This window comes from Shigella sp. FC1661, from assembly GCF_001712525.1.
In the GTDB taxonomy this organism is placed as follows: domain Bacteria; phylum Pseudomonadota; class Gammaproteobacteria; order Enterobacterales; family Enterobacteriaceae; genus Escherichia; species Escherichia coli.
This window is the reverse complement of record NZ_MDGW01000274.1, coordinates 1-2,119: the sequence shown is the minus strand read 5'-3', so window position 1 is coordinate 2,119 and position 2,119 is coordinate 1. Positions and strand designations below refer to the sequence as shown.

The following is a 2,119-nucleotide window of genomic DNA, read 5'->3' as shown; positions in this document are numbered from 1 at the left end:
GCTCAATGACTGGCCGTCGAACCAAGTGCATGAACTGCTGCCCTGGAACTTCTCGTCTGTAAAATAATCCTTACGCTACGTACTTCTCGGGGCGCTTACACCGTTACTGTTCATTGTCCGCGCTGTCATTCCGATGAAGTTTATCGACATGGCCGTAGTTGTTCCCGGCATGAGCGTTTCCGTTGTCGCTCATGTAAACGTGTTTTCCAGCTCACTTACTCTTATGAAGCCAGAAAACCCGGCGTTAAGGAGCAGATCGTTGAAATGGCACATAACGGCGCAGGGGGCCGTGATACTGCCAGGACACTGAAAATCGGCATCAATACCGTCATACGGACATTAAAAAGCTCCCGCCCCGGCGGATAACATCTGCGCCAGTCGCTCACGCTGATGTTGCCCTTATCTGTGAACTTGATGAGCAGTGGCGCTTCGTCGGCAGCAAGGCTGCAACAACACTGGCTCTGGTATGCGTACAACACTAAAACTGGCGGTGTGTTGGCTTACACTTTCGGGCCACGGAATGATGAGACCTATCGGGAACTGTTAGCCCTGTTTACTCCGTTCTGTATATATTAGGCCGTTGGTGGTAAGTGGATCACTTTTTAGACTCGAATAGCTGCAGTTCACAAAAACAGGAATCCGGCTCCGTTTTTTGTTGTCATATCAGAGGGATATTTGTTATGAAGAAAATATAGTGAGTATATATACTGTCAGGATACAATATGATTAATGGGGTGTCGTTACAGGGAACTGCTGGATATGAGGCACATACAGAGGAGGGAAATGTAAATGTTAAAAAATTGCTGGAATCTTTAAACTCTAAAAGTCTTGGTGATATGGATAAAGATTCTGAATTGGCAGCGACTTTACAGAAAATGATAAATCCGTCTGGTGGGGATGGTAACTGTTCAGGGTGTGCGCTTCATGCTTGTATGGCTATGTTAGGGTATGGAGTAAGAGAGGCTCCCGTACCTAATGAAATATCAGAGTATATGACCGGATTTTTTCATAGGCATTTAGAGCAAATTGATAGTGAAGGCATAGTGTCACATCCTAATGAAACTTATAGTAAATTTCGTGAGCGTATTGCAGAAAATATTTTACAAAACACTTCAAAAGGAAGTGTAGTAATGATTTCTATTGAACAGGCCACTCATTGGATAGCTGGATTTAACGATGGTGAAAAAATTATGTTTTTGGATGTTCAAACAGGAAAGGGATTTAATCTTTATGATCCTGTAGAAAAATCGCCAGATGCATTTGTAGATGAAAATAGTTCGGTTCAGGTAATTCATGTATCTGATCAGGAATTTGATCACTATGCTAACAGTAGTAGTTGGAAGAGTAAGAGGCTTTGCTGATGCTGAGAGCCTGTACATAGATTTGAGCCGGCCCCTTGAAACGCCAGACAGTGGATGTATCTTAAAATAAGAGATAGGCTTGGATATATGTCTAACACTAGTTCTAATTTTGAGATGACTGGAACTTTGCTGGGGCTGGAGCTTCGTAAACGTAAAACTCCTCAGGAAAAAATTGCCATTATTCAGCAGACAATGGAGCCTAGCATGACGGTGTCCCATGTGGCGCGTTTGCATGGTATTCAGCCCAGCCTGTTGCTTAAGTGGAAAAAATAATATCTGGAAGGAAGTCTCACTGCTGTTGCTGCCGGAGAGGATGTCGTTCCTGCCTCAGAACTGGCTGCCGCTATAAAACAAATAAAAGAGTTACAGCGCTTGCTGGGTAGACTGGCCCCCTGAATCTCCAGACAACCAGTATCACTTAAATAAGTGATAGTCTTAATACTAGTTTTTAGACTAGTCATTGGAGTACAGATGATTGATGTCTTAGGGCCGGAGAAACGCAGACGGCGTACCACACAGGAAAAGATCGCAATTGTTCAGCAGAGCTTTGAACCGGGGATGACGGTCTCCCTCGTTGCCCGGCAACATGGTGTAGCAGCCAGCCAGTTATTTCTCTGGCGTAAGCAATACCAGGAAGGAAGTCTTACTGCTGTGGCCGCCGGAGAACAGGTTGTTCCTGCCTCTGAACTTGCTGCCGCCATGAAGCAGATTAAAGAACTCCAGCGCCTGCTCGGCAAGAAAACGATGGAAAATGAACT

3 protein-coding genes and 2 pseudogenes are annotated in these 2,119 nt (G+C 44.7%); all 5 read left to right on the top strand.

Annotated elements, in window-relative coordinates:
* A partial coding sequence (locus BFF42_RS28360) for a hypothetical protein (protein WP_369803466.1) occupies positions 1-67 on the top strand: 67 nt, incomplete at its 5' end.
* Positions 67-570, top strand: a pseudogene (locus BFF42_RS15475) (IS1 family transposase); the annotation flags it as partial. The gene BFF42_RS28360 and the pseudogene BFF42_RS15475, both read left to right, overlap by 1 nt.
* A gap of 152 nt (positions 571-722) precedes the next feature.
* Positions 723-1,361 carry a type III secretion system effector OspI gene (gene ospI / locus BFF42_RS26985; RefSeq protein ID WP_000607008.1) on the top strand — a complete coding sequence of 213 codons (639 nt, stop codon included), beginning with the start codon at positions 723-725 and terminating at the stop codon, positions 1,359-1,361.
* 114 nt (positions 1,362-1,475) lie between these two features.
* A pseudogene (locus BFF42_RS15465) lies at positions 1,476-1,745 on the top strand (transposase); the annotation flags it as partial.
* A gap of 87 nt (positions 1,746-1,832) precedes the next feature.
* On the top strand, positions 1,833-2,119 hold a 287-nt coding region (locus BFF42_RS15460; protein WP_000567737.1), incomplete at its 3' end, for a transposase.

What these genes read in the sequence shown, in the direction of transcription:
- ospI (WP_000607008.1), top strand. Translation starts at nt 723, where the DNA reads ATGATTAATGGGGTGTCGTTACAGGGAACTGCTGGATATGAGGCACAT.